This window comes from Aromatoleum sp., from assembly GCF_032027225.1.
Classification (GTDB): domain Bacteria; phylum Pseudomonadota; class Gammaproteobacteria; order Burkholderiales; family Rhodocyclaceae; genus Aromatoleum.
Genome location: NZ_JAVSMM010000007.1, coordinates 94,636 through 113,896 on the forward strand (window position 1 = coordinate 94,636; position 19,261 = coordinate 113,896).

Annotated in this window: 16 protein-coding genes; 13 read left to right on the forward strand and 3 right to left on the reverse strand. The window is 66.3% G+C overall.

Translation table 11 applies throughout. From position 1 onward, the window contains the following. The first annotated feature begins 439 nt into the window (after positions 1 to 439). Positions 440 to 1,498, forward strand: coding sequence for a porin (locus ROZ37_RS10010; protein ID WP_312659190.1), 1,059 nt, complete (start codon positions 440 to 442; stop codon positions 1,496 to 1,498). A gap of 233 nt (positions 1,499 to 1,731) precedes the next feature. On the opposite strand, the gene ROZ37_RS10015 is transcribed toward ROZ37_RS10010, so the two are convergent. Together ROZ37_RS10015 and ROZ37_RS10020 are read right to left on the reverse strand one after the other, a co-directional pair. Continuing rightward, complete coding sequence (locus ROZ37_RS10015) at positions 1,732 to 3,141, reverse strand: MBL fold metallo-hydrolase (RefSeq protein ID WP_312659191.1); 1,410 nt, start codon at positions 3,139 to 3,141, stop codon at positions 1,732 to 1,734. Between the two features lie 380 nt (positions 3,142 to 3,521). Beyond that, complete coding sequence (locus tag ROZ37_RS10020) at positions 3,522 to 4,304, reverse strand: outer membrane lipoprotein-sorting protein (protein WP_312659192.1); 783 nt, start codon at positions 4,302 to 4,304, stop codon at positions 3,522 to 3,524. A 45-nt stretch (positions 4,305 to 4,349) separates the two neighbouring features. Here ROZ37_RS10020 and ROZ37_RS10025 point away from each other — a divergent pair, with 45 nt between their 5' ends. Together ROZ37_RS10025 and ROZ37_RS10030 are read left to right on the forward strand one after the other, a co-directional pair. Then, the gene (locus ROZ37_RS10025; RefSeq protein ID WP_312659193.1) at positions 4,350 to 5,111 is read left to right on the forward strand and encodes an ABC transporter ATP-binding protein; all 762 of its coding nucleotides are present in this window, start codon (positions 4,350 to 4,352) and stop codon (positions 5,109 to 5,111) included. Next, positions 5,108 to 6,427, forward strand: coding sequence for a DUF1302 family protein (locus tag ROZ37_RS10030; RefSeq protein ID WP_312659194.1), 1,320 nt, complete (start codon positions 5,108 to 5,110; stop codon positions 6,425 to 6,427). Before ROZ37_RS10025 ends, ROZ37_RS10030 begins: the two co-directional genes overlap by 4 nt. Positions 6,428 to 6,586: 159 nt before the next feature. On the opposite strand, the gene ROZ37_RS10035 is transcribed toward ROZ37_RS10030, so the two are convergent. Continuing rightward, positions 6,587 to 7,261 (reverse strand): N-acyl amino acid synthase FeeM domain-containing protein, encoded by a 675-nt coding sequence (locus ROZ37_RS10035; RefSeq protein WP_312659195.1) that lies wholly within the window; start codon positions 7,259 to 7,261, stop codon positions 6,587 to 6,589. A gap of 323 nt (positions 7,262 to 7,584) precedes the next feature. On the opposite strand from ROZ37_RS10035, the gene ROZ37_RS10040 reads away from it, so the two are divergent. From ROZ37_RS10040 to ROZ37_RS10085, 10 genes are all read left to right on the forward strand, one after another. Next, positions 7,585 to 8,199 (forward strand): XrtA/PEP-CTERM system exopolysaccharide export protein, encoded by a 615-nt coding sequence (locus tag ROZ37_RS10040; RefSeq protein WP_312659196.1) that lies wholly within the window; start codon positions 7,585 to 7,587, stop codon positions 8,197 to 8,199. An 86-nt stretch (positions 8,200 to 8,285) separates the two neighbouring features. Further along, complete coding sequence (locus tag ROZ37_RS10045; RefSeq protein ID WP_312659197.1) at positions 8,286 to 9,827, forward strand: XrtA system polysaccharide chain length determinant; 1,542 nt, start codon at positions 8,286 to 8,288, stop codon at positions 9,825 to 9,827. An 11-nt stretch (positions 9,828 to 9,838) separates the two neighbouring features. Further along, entirely contained in the window at positions 9,839 to 10,846 is a 1,008-nt protein-coding gene (locus tag ROZ37_RS10050) for an XrtA-associated tyrosine autokinase (protein WP_312659198.1), read from the forward strand. Then, complete coding sequence (locus ROZ37_RS10055; protein ID WP_312659199.1) at positions 10,815 to 12,362, forward strand: TIGR03016 family PEP-CTERM system-associated outer membrane protein; 1,548 nt, start codon at positions 10,815 to 10,817, stop codon at positions 12,360 to 12,362. The genes ROZ37_RS10050 and ROZ37_RS10055 overlap by 32 nt, the downstream gene beginning before the upstream one ends. 10 nt (positions 12,363 to 12,372) lie before the next feature. Further along, positions 12,373 to 13,461, forward strand: a complete 1,089-nt coding sequence (locus ROZ37_RS10060) for an XrtA/PEP-CTERM system-associated ATPase (RefSeq protein ID WP_312659200.1) — start codon at positions 12,373 to 12,375, stop codon at positions 13,459 to 13,461. Then, positions 13,451 to 14,611 (forward strand): non-hydrolyzing UDP-N-acetylglucosamine 2-epimerase, encoded by a 1,161-nt coding sequence (gene wecB / locus ROZ37_RS10065; RefSeq protein WP_312659201.1) that lies wholly within the window; start codon positions 13,451 to 13,453, stop codon positions 14,609 to 14,611. Before ROZ37_RS10060 ends, wecB begins: the two co-directional genes overlap by 11 nt. Continuing rightward, on the forward strand, positions 14,608 to 15,447 hold the full coding sequence (locus tag ROZ37_RS10070) for an XrtA system polysaccharide deacetylase (protein ID WP_312659202.1): 840 nt from the start codon (positions 14,608 to 14,610) through the stop codon (positions 15,445 to 15,447). The genes wecB and ROZ37_RS10070 overlap by 4 nt, the downstream gene beginning before the upstream one ends. Positions 15,448 to 15,471: 24 nt before the next feature. Beyond that, on the forward strand, positions 15,472 to 16,509 hold the full coding sequence (locus tag ROZ37_RS10075) for a FemAB family XrtA/PEP-CTERM system-associated protein (protein ID WP_312659203.1): 1,038 nt from the start codon (positions 15,472 to 15,474) through the stop codon (positions 16,507 to 16,509). 7 nt (positions 16,510 to 16,516) lie between these two features. Beyond that, positions 16,517 to 18,082 (forward strand): exosortase A, encoded by a 1,566-nt coding sequence (gene xrtA, locus ROZ37_RS10080; RefSeq protein ID WP_312659204.1) that lies wholly within the window; start codon positions 16,517 to 16,519, stop codon positions 18,080 to 18,082. Further along, entirely contained in the window at positions 18,079 to 19,248 is a 1,170-nt protein-coding gene (locus ROZ37_RS10085) for a TIGR03088 family PEP-CTERM/XrtA system glycosyltransferase (RefSeq protein WP_312659205.1), read from the forward strand. Before xrtA ends, ROZ37_RS10085 begins: the two co-directional genes overlap by 4 nt. Positions 19,249 to 19,261 lie beyond the last annotated feature (13 nt).

Below are 19,261 nucleotides of genomic sequence, written 5' to 3' on the forward strand. Positions count from 1 at the left end.
GGTGTCGATGACCGGCGGGTGTCCGAGTTCACCGATTGCTCGGGACGGTGCTGCCAACCATCAAAGCGGACCGGGGCGGAAACGTGTATCCCGCAGGCGATGCACGGGATCCACCTGAGCGCAAGACGGCGCGACGACGCCCGATTCCGTGCTGATCGATCGGTCGGTCCTGAAGCGGAATGAGTCCGCACGACAAGGGGCCACGGTCTTCGCTGCGTCTCGATCTGTTGCTCGACGAAGCGGACCTGGAACCGGAGCAGCGTGCGCTGTTTCGCGCTTCGACCGCGACTCGTCCATATCGGCTTTGCCCCACTGCGCGAATCTTTGCGTCGTATGCACCTCGCGTCCCGGATTTCGACCGTCCCGTAGCACAGGTGTAATCAAACGTTGCGAGAATCGCTTTCCTGATTTTGTTTCGCTTAATTACCAGGGAGAAATCATGAAGGCAAAACTGATCGCACTGGCGCTTGCAGGCGCCGTCTCGACTCCGCTGCTGGCGCAGTCGAACGTGACGATCTATGGTGTCGCGGATGCGTACTTCGGCTATGGCAAGTATGACGACAACAAATTCACCGGCGTCAATAGCGGCGGCCTGTCGGGTTCGCGGCTCGGCTTCAAGGGCAGCGAGGATCTCGGCAACGGGCTCAAGGCGCTGTTCACCCTCGAATATGCGCTGAACCTCGACCAGAACGACGGCGTCGGCACCTCCGGCACCTCCGGCAGCGCGCGTCAGCAGTTCGTCGGTCTGCAGGGCGGCTTCGGCTTCATCGGGCTCGGTCGTCAGTATGCGCCGGGCTACTTCGTCAACAAGTACGACACCACCGGCGGATCGAACGCGCTCAGCCCGCAGATCCAGCTTGCGAAGGCTGCCGGCGCGACGATCGACGCGGGGAGCGGTTCGCGCTTCAACAATTCGATCAACTACAAGTCGCCGAGCTTCGGGGGCCTGAGCGTCAACGCGATCTACGGATTCAACGAAACGAATCAGGACGAGGACCGCCGCAGCAACGACCGGCTCGGGATCGGGCTCGACTATGCGGGCGGCCCGCTTGCCGTCGGCCTGACCTACCAGCAAATCGAAGGCGGCGACGCGACGCGCCCGGACGACCAGAAGGAATGGATGCTCGGCGCCGCGTACGATTTCGGCGTGGCGAAGGTCCTCGGTTCGTACCAGCAAGTCAAGGATGCGCTCGGCAACGAGGGCAACACCGACAAGATCTACCAGATCGGTGCGGCCGTCCCGGTCGGCGCGGGGAATGTCCATGTGGCCTGGGGCAAGCTCGACGCCGACGCGGGCAGCGACCACGACGTGAAGTCCTGGGTGCTGGCCTATACGTACTCGCTGTCCAAGCGCACCACGCTTTACACCGGCTACCTGCATAACGACAACGAAAGCGAGACCCGTCAGACCAACCTCGCCAGCAACAGAATCGACGGTGTCACCGTGCGCGGCGAAGACAGCGACAACTTCGTCGTCGGCGTGCGCCACACGTTCTGAGCCCGCGGACGGTCATCACATCGAACGGGCGCTTCGGCGCCCGTTTTTATTTCCAGAGCCAGCTCCTCGCCGAAATCGCAGAAGATCTGCGGTAGAAGAACGCAAGTGTCGACATGGCGAATCATCGATAGCGGGCGCATTCATGTATTCCGCGCACCCCTCCCGACTCCCGGTCCGATCGGCAACGGCTTCCGGAGCTCGGCGGAATGGAGCGGCAACAGACGGTTCTCCGGCTAAGGAATCACCTTCACTCGCCCGCCGGTCTTTTCGATCAGGTGGCGGGCGAAGGCTTCGCGGGTATCGGGTTCGCCGTGGATCAGGCGTACTTCCTTCGGCAGGTGGCGCATGCCGGTGATGAAGCGCGTCAGGTCGTTCCGGTCTGCGTGCGCGGAATAACCCGAGATCGAGTGGACGCGTGCGCGGATGTCGATGCGTTCGCCGTCGAGGTCGACGTAGCCGCCGCGGGGGCCGAATTCCTGGATGCTGTGGCCGGGCGTGCCGCGCGCCTGGTAGCCGACGAAGACGACGTCGTGGCGCTCGTCGCCGAGCATCGCCTTCAGGTAATCGACGACGCGCCCGCCGGTGCACATGCCGCTGGCGGCGATCACGATTGCGGGCTCGCCGCTGCGCGCGAGTCGCCGCACGTTCGCGAGATGAGCCTCATGGTCGTCGATCGCGACGAGCTGGTCGAACGCGAGCGGTTCGCGACCGGCGCGCACGCGCGCAAGGGCTTCGGCGTCCCAGAACGCTTCGAGCTGGCGGTATTCCCTGGTGAATCGGGTCGCGAGCGGCGAATCGAGATAGACGCGCAGATTCGCCCAGCGCGCAGCGTGCTTGCCCGGGCGCTTGTGCTGGCGGTGGATGATGTCCTCGAGCTCATACAGGAGTTCCTGCGTGCGGCCGATGCTGAAGGCCGGCATGATCACCGTGCCGCCGTCGTTGAGCGCACGCTCGATCACCTGCTGCAGCCGGTCCCGTCGGGTCTTGCGGTTTTCGTGCACCCGGTCGCCGTAGGTCGTCTCGATGATCACGAGGTCCGCGGTCCAGGGGGGTGACGGCGGACTCAGGATAGGTGCGTACGGCGCGCCGAGGTCGCCCGAGAAAAGCACCCGCTCGCGCGTACCGGCGTGAGGTTTCGTGACCTCGCATTCGACGTAGGCCGAGCCGAGGATGTGGCCGGCGCGCTGGAGCCGGATGCGGCATTTCAATTCCGGCGTGTCGACGACATGGCGCCACTGACGGTAGGGCAGCGCGACGATGCGGGATTCGACGAGCTTCAGGTAGCGCTCGACGAGCTTCTGGTCGCGGCTGATGCCGAGCGCGAACGCGTCGGCGAGGACGATCGGGAGCAGGCGCGCGGACGGTTCGCTGCACAGGATCGGTCCCTGGAAGCCGGCCGCGAGCAGCCAGGGAATCCGTCCGACGTGGTCGATATGGACGTGCGTGACGATCAGTGCGCCGATGTTGTGGACATCGAAATCGATGTCGAAGGTCTTCGCTTCCGCGCCGCCGCTAGCGATGGTGTCCGCGCCCTGGAACAGGCCGCAGTCGATCAGAAGGCTGTGCGCGGAATCGAGCACGAGTTCGTGGCAGGAGCCGGTCACGCCGTGGCGGCCACCGTGATGGAGGATTGTCGTCGTCATCGGCGAATTGTATTCGCCGGAGGTGCTGCCGGAAATGCTTACGGCATCTTTGGGGTCGCTTCGCATGGATGTCGTCTGATCGATGGGGCGGCTCGGGAGCGGGATTCTGGCGATCGGCCCGGCGATCGGATACGGGCGGGGTTTTTCGAAGCTGGCGCGAGCGCCCTTCGACAAACCCGAGTGAACGGTCACGCCGGCTTCATGGCCGGGAGCGAGCAAGCGCAGGGCCCGAAGGTGGTCGCGCTCGGGGCGGCCCGTGGCACTTCGATGGTTTGCCAAGTCGGCAATCAGAACATCTGCCCGCCCTGAGCTTGTCGAAGCCCGGTCGCGGAGCTTCGACAAGTGCGGCGTGGAAGCTATGCGAGCCGAGTTTGAAACCGTCAGTCCAGGCGGCGCAGGTACTCTCGTGTGAACATCCGTTCGGGCAGTTCGCGCAGTTGCATCGACTCGTACACGAGCACCGATTTGTCCCCCTTCTTCAGCGCGTCTTCCATCACGAGGCGGGTCGGGCGCGTCTGGCCGGCGAGGGGGCGGAAATCCTCGTAGCGGCACGTCTTCAACAGGCGTCCCGACAGCGCGTAAAACTCCGCCTGGATTGGCCGCGAATCCTTCTGTGCGACCCAGTACTTGACCTTCGCGTAGGTCACGCTGCGATCGACGGCGGTGAGGTCGAGGATCTGCGCCGCGGTGCCCTCGACGGTGTCCGAACCCACGATCACCGGCTGGTAGTCGCCCGAAAAGTTGGCCCGCGCGAGGTCGCCGTTCGCAACCTGGCCGGTGAGGCGCTGCGCGAGCGAAAGACGCACCGGTTGCGACACGGACGGCATGAACACCCACAGGCCGCGGCCGCGCATCAGCAGCGCCTGGCCGCGCTCGGATGCGGGCTCGAGGGTCAGCACGATCGTGTCCTCGTTGCCGCGCGAGAGGATGCGGTACTTGCGCACGTCGCCGGCCTGTCCGTCGGTGAAGTTCGTGATCGTGATGTCGGTCTGGAAGCTTTCGCGCGGGAAGCGGATCGCGTCGGCCTGCGCGACGAGTTTGCGCGCAGTTTCGTCGCCTTGCGCCGACTGCTGTGGCTCGGCGGCGCGGGCGATGGAGGGGGCGAGAAACCCGGCGGCGAGCGCCGACATGAAACGCCGGCGGGGGCGTACGTTATCGTCCATGAGTGCTATCCTTATTTCGATTTCATCACTGCGGGCCCGGGCAATATGGCGATCGTGCAGGTCGAGAACGTCAGCAAGCGATACCGGCTCGGCGAGCAGGAGGTGCAGGCGCTGCGCGACGTCTCGCTGACGATCGAGCCGGGCGTCTTTCTCGCGATTGCCGGGCCGTCCGGCAGCGGCAAGTCGACGCTGCTGCACATCATCGGCTGTATAGACACGCCGACCGCGGGCCGCGTTCTGATCGACGGGCGCGATGTGTCCGGGCAGACGCCGGACCAGCTTGCCGACCTGCGCGCGCGCACGATCGGCTTCATCTTCCAGACCTTCAACCTGCTGCCGGTGCTGTCCGCCGAAGAGAACGTCGAGTACCCGCTGCTGCAATTCCCGGAGCTGTCGAAGCACGAGCGCCGCGAACGCGTTGCACATTACCTCGAAATGGTCGGACTGGCGAAGTTCGCGCGGCACCGGCCGAATCAGCTTTCGGGCGGCCAGCGGCAGCGGGTGGCGATCGCACGCGCGCTCGCGACCCACTCGAAGATCGTGCTCGCCGACGAGCCGACCGCGAACCTCGACCGCCACACCGGGGAGAGCATCCTCGAGCTGATGAAGGAGATCAACCGGCGCTCGGGAACGACCTTCGTGTTTTCGACGCACGACCGCCACGTGATGAACCTCGCCGATCAGCTCGTGCATTTCGAGGACGGGGCGATCGTCGGGGAAGAGCGGAAGGCGGAACGCGACGCACCGCCCGCGGCTTCCGGTGGCGACGCGTCGACCTTCGCGGCGGGTTCCGGAGATCTGCGGTGACCGCGATCCGGCGCGGGGTCGCGGCGCTGGTCGCCTGCAGCCTCTGGCCGGCCGCCGCGACAGCCGCAGACGACCTCGACTCGCTGTTCGATCTCGACAAACCGCTCGCTCCGGCCGAGCCGTCCGGAAGCGGGTTGCGCTGGAGCGGCTACGCGGAAGCGGCCGCGGCGTATACCTACGAGGAGCCGGCGCACTGGTCGAAACTCCGCGCCCGTTTCGAACTCGCCGCGAACGGCAAGCTGGGCGAGCGGGCGAAATTCAAGCTGTCGGGGCGGATCGACGCCGATGGCGCGTACGAGCTCGAAGACGGCCACTATCCGGGGCCGGTGCGCCGCGACCAGCGGCGCGATTTGTCGCTGCGCGAAGCCTATATCGACACGTCTGCCGGCGATTGGGAGTTCCGCTTCGGCCGTCAGCACGTCGTCTGGGGCGAAGTGGTCGGGATCTTTCTCGCCGACGTCGTTTCCGCGCGCGACATGCGCGAGTTCTTCCTGCCCGAGTTCGAAGCGCTGAGGATTCCGCAGTGGGCCGCACGGGCCGAATATTTCGGCGAGAACTCCTACCTCGAGTTGCTGTGGATTCCGGTGCCGAGCTACGACGAGGTCGGCAAGCCGGGTGCGGACTTTTTCCCGTTTCCGCTGCCGTCGGATGCGCGCGTCCATGAGCGCAAGCCTGCGAACAGCATCGAGAACACGAACTGGGGTGTCCGCGCCACGCACCTGATCAACGGCTGGGATCTGTCCGCGTTCTACTATCGCAGCCTCGACGTGTCGCCGACGCTCTACCGGATCTCGCCCGCTCCGACCTTCGAATTGCGCCATGACCGGATCCGCCAGATCGGCGGGACGGTGTCGAAGGATCTCGGCACGTTCGTGCTGAAGGGCGAAGCGGTCCATACGCACGGGCGCAGCATGAATACGACGGACCCGACGGCGCCGTTCGGGCTGAAAGCATCGAACACCTTCGACTACATCGTCGGCGTCGATATTCCGATCGCGGACCGCTGGCGCTTCAACATCCAGCATTACGGGCACGTGATCAGTTCGCACGAGGCGGCGATGGGCGTCGAGCGCCACGAGCGGGGGCTCACGCTGCTCGTCAATCGCAAGTTCGGCGACGACGTCGAGGCCGAGGTGCTGCTCGCGTCGAGCATCGAGCACAAGGACTATATGGTGCGCCCGAAAGTCGCGTGGCGGGTGACGCCCGACTGGCGTGCGCAGGTCGGCGTCGACCTGTTCGGCGGCGGGCAGAACGGGCTGTTCGGGCGCTTCGCGAACCGCGACCGGGTGTACATGGAATTGCGGCGCTGGTTCTAGCGCGACCGCAATCGACCTCTCCGCATCATCGAGCGCGCAAATTCGCTCCGCTGCACCTATAGTGTTTTCAGAGGATTCGGCGATTCGAGTCGGCAAGAGCCGGTCGTGCCGGATTCCGATGCCGGAGCGGGGAGGGGGATGCTGCGGACGACTTTCGCTTCAAGCGCCGAACTGCGTGCCGCGCAGTTTCAGCAGCAGCTGGTCCTGTTCGCTCGGCGAAAAGAACAGGCGGTAGAGGCTGCGTTCGGGGCTGGGCTGGTTGCCCCCGAGGCGCCGAATCTGCTCTTCGGCGTGTTCGAGCGACAGCCGCATCAATACGGCGGGAGCACCGACGCGCGGGCACGTCCGTTCCGGTCCCGCGACGCGATAACCCATCATCCTGCGGTAGAAACCCGTGTGACGCGGATGTACCTCGACAAAGAGGTCGGTCATGTTGTTGATCAGCCGCGTGATGATGAACGCGAGGTGGAACACCGTCGCCATCACTTCGGGCGAGCTGTGCGACGGGTCCATCGCAAGCCGGGTGACTTCGCAGACCCGTGCTCCCTTGCGTCGGGCCTGATCGATTTCGGGACGGTACAGCGTGTCGGCGAGAAGTCCGTGGCCGGAATCGACGCCGACGGTCAGCGTGCCGAACAGCAGGTCTCCCTTGCAGGCGACGAGCGTGGTTTGACCGGGGCGTTGCGTGTGCATGACCGGATGCTCGGTTTCCAATCCGCGCCACGAATACATCCGCTGGACCAGGGTGCTGATGCGGGTTTTCAGCGATTCCACCCGGTGGTCGGCAAGCCGAACATGGTAGCCGTCGCGTGTGATCGCGAATTCGGAGGGCATTAATTGCGAACCCCGATCCTTAATTGAAAACGTCGGTTTCAGCGATGATCCCTTGAACTCCGGGGCGCGTTCCACATGGTAAGCTGCTTCAGTCATTTGTCTTCGCGCCTCGCAGTCGTTTAACAAGAACGGCGGCATATCGAATAGGACAGTGGAGAGCGATCTGTCCTCGACCGCGGAGCGAACTTTACCGGAACGCTACTTTCACGCGCTGTAAGCGTATGTGTGTAGTTGCTTGTGGGAAATTTTCGCAAGGTCTTGTAACAGAAGAAAAATAGTTGGATGGGGTAATCTCGGTATTCATCCTGACGAGGGGACATGAAATGGCAGGGAGCAATGGTCTCAGGGTGTCCGGTCTAACGATTGCAGCGGTATTGCTCGCCGGTTGTGCGACGTCGTCATATCCGCCCGCACCGGCCACGGCAGCAAACGCCGACTACAATTACATGATCGGACCGGGCGATGCGGTGAATATCGTCGTCTGGCGTAATCCCGAATTGTCGATGTCGGTGCCGGTAAGGCCCGACGGCAAGATCACCACGCCGCTCGTCGAGGATTTGCCGGCAATCGGCAAGGACGCTTCTACGCTGGCGCGGGATATCGAGCAGGCGCTTTCGAAGTTCATTCGGGAGCCCGTCGTCACCGTGGTTGTTACGAGTTTTGTCGGCCCCTATAGCGAGCAGATCCGAGTCGTCGGCGAGGCCGCGACGCCGCAGGTTCTGCCCTACGTCCAGAAGATGACCCTGCTCGACGTCATGATCGCGGTTGGTGGCGTCACCGAGTTCGCCAACGGCAACGGCGCCTCGATCCTGCGTACCGGAGAGGGCAACAAGCAGTACAGCGTCCGGATCGAGGATTTGATCAAGGGCGGCGACGTTTCCGCCAACGTGGAAATGAAGCCCGGCGACGTCTTGATCATTCCGCAGAGCTGGTTCTGATCCCCTGAATTCGATTCTTCGCATCGTCCGGACTCCCGCAATCGAGTGCGATCGCGGGGGTGAGGTCGGGTGCTCCGAGGACGCTCATGGAAGAACTTCTTGCCCAGATATTCGGCTACCTGCGCGGCATGTGGCGGTTCCGCTGGTGGGGGCTCGCGCTGACGTGGATCGCGGGCGTCGCCGGCGGGGTCGCGATCTATCTGATGCCCGACCGTTACGAGTCGTCGGCGCGGATTTTCGTCGACACGCAGTCGGTGCTGCGCCCGCTGATGTCGGGCCTCGCGGTGCAGCCGAACATCGACCAGCAGGTCGCAATCCTCAGCCGGACGCTGATCACGCGACCGAACGTCGAGAAGCTCATCACGATGGCCGATCTCGATCTGACGACCGGCGATGGCGCCGCGCGTGAGGCCTTGATCGCCGAACTGACGAAAGGGCTGCGGATCAGCAGCACCGGTCGGGACAATCTTTTCAATCTCTCGTATCAGGATCGCCATCCCGAGCGCGCGCGGCAGATCGTGCAGGCGCTGGTGGCGCTGTTCGTCGAGTCCGGCCTGGTCGGCAAGCAGCAGGATTCGACGACCGCGCGGCGCTTCATCGACGAGCAGATCGCGAGCTACGAGCAGAAACTCGACGAAGCGGAAAACAGGCTCAAGGATTTCCGTCTGCGCAATATGTCGCTGCTCGGCGACGGCGGGCGCGACTACGTGTCGCAGTTGGCGGACCTCGCGGGACGCCTGAGTCAGGCGCAGCTCGAGCTGAAGGAAGTCGAGAACTCGCGCGACTCGCTGCGACGCCAGCTCGTCGGAGAGGAACCGGTGCTGCTCGCGCAGCCTTCGAACCCGGCGGCGGTGTCGATTCCCGAGCTCGACGGGCGCATCGACGTGTTGAAGAAAAATCTCGACGGGCTGCTGCAGCGTTACACCGAGAACCATCCGGATGTGACCGGCACGCGCAGCGTGATCGCCCAGCTCGAGGCGCAGAAGCAGAAGGAAGTCGAGGCGATGCAGCAGGCAGGCCCGACGGTGTGGTCGCCGAACGCGAACCCTGTGATCCAGCAGATGAAGATCTCGATGGCGGATGCGGAAGCGAGAGTCGCGTCGCTGACCGCGCGGGTGCAGGAGCTTCAGGCACGCCAGACCCAGTTGCGCGAGTCGTCCGAACTGCTGCCGAAGATCGAGGCCGAGCAGGCGCAGCTGAACCGCGATTACGAGATCCACAAGCGCAACTACGAGGCCCTGGTCGCGCGGCGCGAATCGGCGAGCATGACGATGGAGATGAGTGCGCAGGGCGGCATCACCGAGTTCCGCGTGATCGACCCGCCGAGCCTGCCGACCAAGCCCGCGGCGCCGAACCGCGCGCTGCTGATGCCGCTCGCCGGTCTGGTCGCGCTCGGCGTCGGCATCGCGCTGACCTTCCTGCTTTCCCAGCTGCGCCCGGCGTTCGCCGACGTCCGCACGCTGCGCGAAATCACCGGACTGCCGGTCCTTGGCGCAGTGTCCTTGATTCCGGACCCCGGCGCGGCGCGGGCGGCGAGACGCGGTCTCGTCGCCTTCGGCGGCGGACTCGCGAGCTTCGTGGTCGTCATAGCCGGTATGACCGTGTTGGTCCAAGTGCTGCAGGGCTAGGAGATCGACTGATGAGTCTCATTGAGAAGGCTGTCGAACGGCTCGGTCAACTCCGGCAGGCCGACGGTGACACCCCCGCCGAGGTCGTGGACGCCCCCGCAGCGACCTCCCGCCGGGCCGGCGCCAATTCCGCCGCGACGGCGGCGGCGTTGTCGGCCAACGCGCTCCGCGACATGCGGGAGAGCACGAAGTGGGGGACGGGAAACGGGCCGTCGATCGAACTCGATATCGACCGGCTCACACAGATGGGGATGGTCACGCCGAGTCAGCCGCGCTCGGTGATCGCCGAGGAATATCGCGTCATCAAGCGGCCGCTGATCCACAACGCGCAGGGCCGCGGCGCCGCGGCCGTCGAGAACGGCAACCTGATCATGGTGACGAGCGCGCTGCCGGGCGAGGGCAAGTCGTTCACGGCGATCAACCTTGCGATGAGCATCGCGCTCGAACTCGATCACACCGTGCTGCTCGTCGACGCGGACTTTTCCCGGCCGTCCGTGCTGCAGCGGCTCGGCTTGCCACCGAAGAAGGGGTTCATGGACGCCCTCGTCGGCGAGGTCGATGACCTGTCCGAGGTGATGCTGCGCACCAACGTCGACAAGCTGTCGATTCTTCCCGCCGGCATGCAGCACCAGCGCGCGACCGAACTCATCGCGTCCGACGCGATGAACCGGATGCTGGAGGACATGGCGACCCGCTATGCCGACCGGATCATCGTGTTCGATTCTCCGCCCTTGCTCGCGACGACCGAGGCGCGCGTGCTCGCGTCGCACATGGGGCAGGTGCTGATCGTCGTCGAGTCGGAGCGCACGACACACGGGGCGATCCGGCAGGCGTTGTCGACGATCGAAGCCTGCCCGGTGAAGCTGCTGGTGCTCAACAAGGCGGGCGACGGCGGGCGCGGCGGGCTCTATGGATACGGTTACGGGTACGGCTACGGATATGGCTACGGCCACGGCCACGGCGCGAATTCCACGACGGAGGGCAACGATGCTGCGCCACGAACCGATGCCGTCGGTTGAGCCGCTCGGCCCGACACAGGCGGAAGGTCGACTGAAAGTCATCGCGCTCGTCGGGGCGCTGATGGCGATCGGCAACGTGAGCGCGCAGGGCCTCCAGATCCGGCCGTCGGTCGACACGCGGCTCACCTATTCCGACAACATCGACGCGTCATCCGTCAATGAGAGGAGCGACTGGGTCGCCGAAATCGCGCCGTCGCTCATGATGATGCGGGAAGAGGGAAGGTTCACCGGCCGTCTCCAGGCGACTTTGCGCAACGTCTTCCATGCCCGGGAGAGCAGGCGCGACACGAGCTTCGTCGAGCTCGACGGCAATGGACAGCTCGAAGCGATCAAGGACCGGCTTTTCATCGACATGGATGCGGCGACGAGCCGCAACAACACGACCGGCCTGTCGGGCCGCTCGTCGCAGGACTTTCTCGCGACCGACAGCAGCGACGAGACGCGGCGGTTCTCGATCGGTCCCCGGCTGCTCTTCCGCCTCGGCGATGCCGAAGGCGCGGCGAGCCACCAGCGCACGTGGTTCGACGGCGGCGGCGCGCTGCTGCGGCGTAACGTCGGGGAATCGCAGATCGGTCTGACGGACCCGACGGCGTTCGGCCGCTTCGGCTGGGGCTTGTCCTACAATCGCACGGACACCAGTTACACCGACGGTCCGACGAACGACGTCACCGAGGAAATCTCCCGCGCGACGCTCTATCTGAACGTGTCGCGCAAGCTGCGGCTGCACGGCCTCGTCGGCTACGAACGGAACGATTATTCGGTGCGTGAGGAGCGCGGAAGGATTGCCGGGGCGGGCTTCGAATGGCATCCCACCGAGCGGACCCTGGTCGCAGCCAACGCCGAAGATCGCTTTTTCGGTCGCAGCTACAGCCTGCAACTCAACCACCGGCGGCCACGCTCCGCCTGGGATGTCTCCTGGACGCGTGACGTAACGTCGTCGCTGGATACCCAGGGCGGTTTTTTCAACGACCCCACCTTCAGGCAGCTCTACGACAATCCGCTCCTCGAACTGATCTTTCCCGACCCGGTGGATCGCTTCAATGCGGTGAGAGGCTCGCGTCCCGAATGGTCGGGCGCGAACGCGCGCGGTTTCGTCACGAACAATTACTTCATCTCGCGCACGCTGCGCGGCAGCTTTTCCATGATCGGCGCGCGCAACGTGCTGACGTTCGCGCTGCAGCGTTCGGACAACTCCCGACTCGGCAATCCGCTGGTCAACGATCGGCGCGACGATTTCGCCGGGTTCGAGAAGGTCAAGACGGACTCCGCGATCCTGTCGCTGAACCACCGGCTGACGTCCAACGCATCGCTGAACGCGAATGTCACGCGCTCGCGCTCGACCGGCCGCGCGACCGATAAGGACGCCGAAACGCGGCGCACGATCATGTCGCTCGGGGTCAGCCGCAAGCTCGGCGCCTACACGAATGCCGCGCTGACCTACCGTCATCAGCGTGCAGACGGCAACAGCGACTTCACCGAGAATGTGCTGACAGCCAGTCTCGGTATGCAATTCTGAGCGACGCCGAATGTACGAGACATTTTTCAAGCTCCGCGGCAAGCCCTTTCAGCTCAACCCCGACCCCGCGTTCTATTTCGCCAGCAAGGGGCATCGGCGGGCGATGGCCTACCTCGAATACGGGCTGCATCAGCACGAAGGTTTCATCGTCGTGACCGGCGAGGTCGGTGCCGGCAAGACGACGCTGGTGCGCAGCCTCCTCGAACACCTCGATCCGGGCCGGATCATCGCGGCGAATCTCGTCAGCACCCAGGTCGACGAGAGCGAAATCCTGCGCATGGTCGCCGGCGCGTTCGGCGTGCCGCGCCGCGGGCTCGACAAGCCCGGGCTGCTGCTCGCGCTCGAGACCTTCTTCGTCTCGCTTGCGGCGGCCGGCAAGCGCGCGCTGCTGATCGTCGACGAAGCGCAGAACCTCAGCGAAAGCGCGGTCGAGGAACTCCGGATGCTGTCGAACTTCCAGCTCGAGGACCACGCGCTGCTGCAGAGCTTCCTCATCGGACAGCCGGAGTTTCGCGACATCATGCAGGGCCCGCAGATGCTGCAACTGCGCCAGCGGGTGATCGCGTCGTACCACCTCGGGCCGATGGATGCCAACGAAACGCGCGCATACATCGAGCATCGCCTGCGCCACGTCGGTTGGCAGGACGACCCGTCCTTCGCGGACGAGGCGTTCGACGCGATCTACGGTTACAGCGGCGGCGTGCCGCGGCGGATCAACAGCCTGTGCGACCGGGCGCTGCTCGGCGCCTTTCTCACGGCGCGTCACGAGGTCGGCGGCGACGACGTGCGCGCGCTCATCGCCGAGCTGAACGAGGAGTTCTCGCCGTCCGCGGGCCAGCCGGTCAACGGCAAGCACCCGGCGCGCAACGGATCGGCGGCGGAGATGTTCGCGCCCGGCTCGATCGTCCCCGAACGGCTGCAGATCCCCGCGGTGCTCGTCGACCAGATCGCGGGCATGGCCGGCGGGTTCGACGTTCAGCGTCTCGAGGCGAGGATTTCCGGCCTCGAGCAGTCGCTGTCGGCGACGCTCCACATGCTCGATCAGCTGTTGCAGGCGGTCCGCCGCGACGACACCCGGGACAGGTCCCATGACGCGTGACGACGAACGGCAGGCGCCGGTGATCTGCGTGGTCGGCGCGCGGCCGAACTACATGAAGATGGCGCCGATCATCCGCGCGCTCGCCGCGCACCGGCCGCCGCTCGCCACCCTGCTCGTGCACACCGGCCAGCATTACGACAGCGCGATGAACGACCGGCTGTTCGACGACCTCGAACTGCCGCATCCCGACGTCAACCTCGAAGTCGGCTCGGCGAGTCACGCCGTGCAGACGGCCGAGGTCATGAAGCGCTTCGAGCCGGTGATCGACGAACACGGCGCGCGCGCGGTGCTCGTCGTCGGAGACGTGAATTCGACGCTCGCGTGCGCGCTGGTCGCCGCGAAGCGCGACATCCCGGTCGTGCACGTCGAGTCCGGCCTGCGCAGCGGGGATCGACGAATGCCCGAAGAGATCAACCGCGTCCTCACCGACCAGATTTCCGACGTTCTCTACACGACCGAGCGCAGCGCGCACGACAACCTGGCGCGCGAAGGCGTCGCGGACGAGCGCGCGGTCTTCGTCGGCAACGTGATGATCGACAGCCTGCTCGCGAATCGGCGCAAGGCCGTCGCGCCGGCCGAACTTCTCGCCAACGCGGGACTTTCGCCGGCGCTCATTGCAGACGGCTATGGCGTCGTCACGCTGCACCGGCCGTCGAACGTCGACGACCCTGAAACCCTCGGCCCGATCATCGACGCGCTCGCCGAGATCGGCCGCCGGCTGCCGCTGGTCTTCGCGCTGCATCCGCGCACGCGCAACAACCTCGAACGGTTCGGCATGAAGGCGCGCCTCGACGAGTCCGGTTTCGTCGTGCTGCCGCCGCAGGGTTATCTCGAAATGCTCGGGTTGATGGCCGGCGCGACGATGGTGCTGACCGACTCCGGCGGCATCCAGGAGGAAACGACGGCGCTCGGCGTGCCGTGCCTGACGATCCGCGAGAACACCGAGCGGCCGATCACCGTCGACCAGGGCACGAACACGCTCGTCGGCGTCGATCCGGCGGCGATCCTCGCGGCGGCCGACGCGGTCCTCGCCGGCGGCGGCAAGCGCGGGCGCATCCCGGAGCTGTGGGACGGCCGGGCCGCCGAACGGATCGCGGCGCACCTTGCGCGCTGGCTCGACGCGCACGACAAGGCACGGTCGGACGCATGACTGCGACGATCGTCAATGCGCTCACGATCGACGTGGAGGATTACTTCCAGGTTTCCGCGCTCGCGCCGCATTTCCCGCGCAGCGCGTGGGAGAGCACGCCGTGCCGCGTCGAGCGCAACGTCGATCGCATTCTCGAACTGCTCGCCGAGCGCGACGCCCGTGCGACCTTCTTCGTCCTGGGGTGGGTCGCCGAGCGCTATCCGCAGCTCGTCCGCCGCATCGCCGATCGCGGGCACGAGGTCGCGAGCCACGGGTACTCGCACGAACGCGCCAGCGCGCAGTCGCGCGAACGCTTCCTCGCGGACATCGTGCTCGCGCGCGCGGTGCTCGAAGACATCGGCGGGCAGACGGTGCGCGGCTATCGCGCGCCGAGCTTTTCGATCGGCAAGACCAACCTGTGGGCGCACGACTGCATCGCCGAAGCGGGCTACACATACAGCTCCAGCGTCTATCCGGTGCGGCACGATCACTACGGCATTCCCGACGCGCCGCGCTTTCCGTACCGCCTCGACAACGGCTTGCTCGAAGTGCCGGTGACGACGACCCGGCTGCTCGGGCGCAATTGGCCGGCCGGCGGTGGCGGCTATTTCCGGCTGCTGCCTTACGCGGTGTCGCGCTGGCAGATCGCGAAGGTCAATCGCGATGACGTGCGTCCGGCGATCTTCTACCTCCACCCGTGGGAAATCGACCCGGAGCAGCCGCGCGTGCGCGAGGCATCGTCGAAGACGCGCTTCCGGCACTACGTCAATCTCGAGCGCACCGAAGGCCGCTTGCGTCGCCTGCTGGGCGATTTTTCCTGGGGACGCGCGGACCACGTATTCCACGGCGCAGCCTGACGCGCCCCGCTTCCGGAGCATTCGATGGATCGTGCGCCAATGGTCGTCAAGCATTTCACCGAAGCGGATCGCGCGCGCTGGGACGCCTTCGTCAGGGAATGCCCGGACGCCACCTTCTTCCATCTGTCGGCGTGGCAGGGAATCATCCGCGACGTCTTTCGTCATCCGACTTATTTCCTCTACGCCGAGCGCGCCGGCGACATCGTTGCGGTGCTGCCGCTCGCCCACGTCCGCAGCCGGCTGTTCGGCAACGCGCTGACGTCGCTGCCGTTCTGCGTCTACGGCGGCGTCGCCGGCGGACCGGAGGGCGTTGCCGAACTCGAGCAGGCGGCCGAAGCGCTCGCGCGCCGGCTCGGCGTTCAGCATCTCGAACTGCGCAATCTCACGGCGCGCCATGCCGACTGGCCGCGGCAGGACCTGTACGCGACCTTCCGCAAGCCGATCCTCGCCGACGAAGAGGCGAACCTCAACGCGATTCCGCGCAAGCAGCGCGCGATGGTGCGCAAGGGCATCCGCAACGGCTTGAATGCGGAGCTCGACGCGAACGTCGACCGCTTCTTCGCGCTCTACGCCGACAACGTGCTGCGACACGGCACGCCGGCGCTGCCGAAGGCATTCTTCGAGCGGCTGCGGCGCGACTTCGGCCACGACTGCGAGGTGCTGACGGTGACCGATAGCGACCGGCAGCCGCTCTCCAGCGTGCTCACGTTCTATTTCCGCGACGAAGTCCTGCCGTACTACGCCGGCGATGCCGTTGCCGCGCGCGAGGTTGCAGCGAACGATTTCAAGTACTGGGAGCTGATGCGGCACGCATGCGCGCGTGGCTGCCGCCTGTTCGACTTCGGCCGCAGCAAGGTCGGCACCGGACCGTACAGCTTCAAGAAGAACTGGGGCTTCGAGCCGCAGCCGCTGTCGTACGAGTACCGCCTCTACAAGCGCGACGCGATTCCGCAGAACAATCCGATGAACCCGAAGTACCGCGGCTTCATCGCCGTGTGGCGCCGGCTGCCGCTGCGCGTCGCGAACGCGCTCGGACCGCACATCGTGCGCAACCTCGGATGAGCGGCCGATGAAACGCGACGCGGATTACGAGAACCTCGCGCTCGACAGCGCTCTCGCGCAGCGGGGCGAGTCCGGGCCCGCGAGCGGCTTTCGCGTCGTCGCGGTCACGCTCGCGGCGTCCTTCGTCTGGCTCGTTGCGTGGTATTGGGAGACCGCGAGCGAGGTCGGGCGGATCTGGTGGCGGTCGGAGACCTACGCGCACGGCCTCACAGTGCTGCCGATCTTTGCGTGGCTCGTGTGGCGCGCGCGGGACCGTGTCGCGCTGCTGCGCCCGCAGCCCGTACCGTGGATGGCCCCGCCGATCGCCGTGCTCGGGGTGCTGTGGCTGCTCGGCCGGCTTGTCGGCGTCGCCGGCGCGTCGCATTTCGCGCTCGTCGCGATCCTCGTCGCGGGCCTCGTCGGCGTGCTCGGCTGGCGGCTCTCTCGCGCGCTGCTGTTCCCGCTCGCGTTTCTCGCGTTCGCGGTACCGGTCGGCGACTTCCTGCTGCCGACGCTGATGAAATTGACCGCGGCGTTCACCGTCGGCGCGCTGCGTGCGAGCGGCGTGCCGGTGTTTCAGGAAGGCCTGTATTTCGTCGTGCCGAACGGCCGGTGGTCGGTTGTCGAAGCGTGCAGCGGCATTCGTTACCTGATCGCGTCGACGATGATCGGCGCGCTCTACGCGTACCTGAACTACACGACGCTGCGCAAGCGGGCGCTGTTCATGGGCGTCGCGGTGCTCGTGCCGATCGTCGCGAACTGGCTGCGCGCCTACCTGATCGTGATGCTCGGTTACCTGACCGACAACCGGCTCGCGGCCGGCGTCGACCACCTGATCTATGGCTGGATCTTCTTCGGCGTCGTGATGATGCTGATGTTCTGGATCGGCGGGCGTTGGCGCGATACGGGCGCGCCCGAGCCAGAGGTGACAGCGACGCCCGGGAGGCCGTCGGCGACGGATTGGCGCGGCGCGCTGCCGATCGCGCTCGCGGTCGCCGCGTTCCCGGTGGCGCAGTCGGTCATCGACCGGCCGGTCGCCGACTACGCCGTCCGTCTCGAACTTCCCGCACCGGTCGCCGGCTGGCGCGCGGAGTCTCCCGACCGGCTGGACTACCGCCCGAGCTACGCGCAGGCGCGCGGCGATGCGTTCGCGGTTTACCGCGCGCCCGACGGCAACCCGGTCGGCGCGTATGCCGCCTGGTACGCGCACCAGCGGGACGGCCGCGAAATGATCGCGTGGGGCAACGGCCTCGTCGCCATCGGCAGCCGGGACCGCGTGATGTCGCGTTTCCCGGTCGAGGCGCCGAATGGCGCGGTCCAGGGCGCCGACGTGATGGTGCCGGACGGTCGACTTCGGGTGTGGCACTGGTACCGCGTGAACGGACGGCTCGTGACCGGCGACGTCGAGGTCAAGCTGCGTCTCGCGATCGACCGCTTGCTTGGACGGGCCGACGAGTCCAGCGTCGTCGTGCTGGTCACCCCGGAGCTCGACGCACCGCAGCTCGCCGACGAGCGCCTGCGTGAATTCGTCGCGGCGCACGGCGAGGCGATCGACGCCGCGCTCGATGCCGTGTCGGCGGACCGGGCACGATGAACGCGCCGCAGCACCTCGTGATGCACGTCGTGTACAGCTTCGACGTCGGCGGGCTCGAAAACGGCGTCGTCAATCTCATCAACTGGATGCCGTCCGACCGCTTCCGTCATGTGGTCGTCGCACTGACGCGCTGCGCGCCGGCATTCTGCCGGCGGGTCGTGCAGCCCGACGTCGAGTTCCTCTCGCTCGACAAACCGCCGGGGCATGGCATCCAGCTCTATCCGCAGCTGTATCGGCTGTTCCGCGACCGTCGTCCCTCGATCGTGCACACCCGCAATCTCGCGGCGCTGGAAGCGGTCGTGCCGGCGCGCGCGGCGGGAGTGCCGGTGCGCGTACACGGCGAACACGGCTGGGATGCGAGCGACCCGGAGGGCAGGCGGCGCAAGTTCCAGCTGATGCGGCGGCTGTACCGGCCGTTCGTGAGCCGCTACGTCGCGCTTTCCGGCCACCTCGAGCGTTACCTGACCGATGCGGTCCGCATCCCGCCCGCGCGCGTCGAGCGGATCTGCAACGGCGTCGACACCGCACGCTTCCGGCCCGCGTCGGACGGGCGCTCCGCGTTGCCGGGTTCGCCGTTCGGCGCGCCCCGCGAAGTGCTGGTCGGCACGGTCGGCCGGCTCCAGGCGGTCAAGGACCAGACGAATCTCGTGCGCGCGTTCGCGCATCTCGTCGGCCAGCGCGCACCGGGGGCCGCCGACGCGCGGCTCGTGATCGCCGGCGACGGGCCGCTGCGCGGTGCGGTCGAAGCGGAGATCCGTGCCGGCGGCGTCGGCGACCGCGTGTGGCTCGCCGGCGAGCGGACGGACGTGCCGGACGTGATGCGCAGCCTCGACGTCTTCGCGCTGCCGTCGCTTGCCGAAGGCATTTCGAACACGATCCTCGAAGCGATGGCCTGTGGTCTGCCGGTCGTCGCGACCGACGTCGGCGGCAACGCCGAGCTCGTGGACCACGGGCGAACCGGTAGGCTCGTACCCAGGACGGATTATGTTGCGCTCGCGGATGCGCTGGCATCATACGTCGCTGACATTGCGCTGCGCCGGCGCCATGGCGCGGATGGACGGCAACGCGTCGAGGGCGAATTCAGCCTCGATGGCATGGTCGACCGCTACGCCGCGCTTTACCGGAACCTGATCGACGCGGCGATGCCGTCGCGCGTATTCGCCTGACAAAGGAGTCGCG